This window comes from Pseudoramibacter alactolyticus ATCC 23263, assembly GCF_000185505.1.
In the GTDB taxonomy this organism is placed as follows: domain Bacteria; phylum Bacillota; class Clostridia; order Eubacteriales; family Eubacteriaceae; genus Pseudoramibacter; species Pseudoramibacter alactolyticus.
In genome coordinates, this window is the sequence record NZ_GL622369.1 from 1 (window position 1) to 719 (window position 719).

Sequence of the window (719 nt, forward strand, 5' to 3'; positions counted from 1 at the left end):
GGTTTCGCGATGATCTATCCTCCCAGGCAGCTGCCCGCCAAGTACTTTCGACGCGAGAGAGCTTAACTGCTGTGTTCGGGATGAGAACAGGTGTGGCCTCTCTGCCATTATCACGAAACCATTTTATCGGTGTTATTCGATTGTCTCTTCACCCATCTTTTTTGAAGATTGGGTTCGCTGCTTAAGGTCACTCAAAACAACATAAACGCAAACCGTAACACCTTGGATCAAGACCTCGGCCGATTAGTACCGGTCAGCTCCATCCATTGCTGGACTTCCACCTCCGGCCTATCTACCTGGTCGTCTGCCAGTGGCCTTACTCCTTTTTTAGGATGAGATATCTTATCTTGAGGGGGGCTTCGTGCTTAGATGCTTTCAGCACTTATCCCTGCCAAACTTGGCTACCCAGCTGTGCTCCTGGCGGAACAACTGGTGCACCAGAGGTTTGTCCATTCCGGTCCTCTCGTACTAGGAACAGCTCCTCTCAAATTTCTAACGCCCACGACGGATAGGGACCGAACTGTCTCACGACGTTCTGAACCCAGCTCGCGTGCCTCTTTAATGGGCGAACAGCCCAACCCTTGGGACCTGCTTCAGCCCCAGGATGAGACGAGCCGACATCGAGGTGCCAAACCTCCCCGTCGATGTGGACTCTTGGGGGAGATAAGCCTGTTATCCCCGAGGTAGCTTTTATCCGTTGAGCGATGGCCCTTCCACTC

General features: G+C 52.9%; 2 rRNA genes. Both read right to left on the minus strand.

The window, feature by feature from the left end:
* Position 1: 1 nt before the first annotated feature.
* A 5S ribosomal RNA gene (gene rrf, locus HMPREF0721_RS11190) occupies positions 2–118 on the minus strand.
* A gap of 105 nt (positions 119–223) precedes the next feature.
* A 23S ribosomal RNA gene (locus HMPREF0721_RS11195) occupies positions 224–719 on the minus strand; the annotation flags it as partial.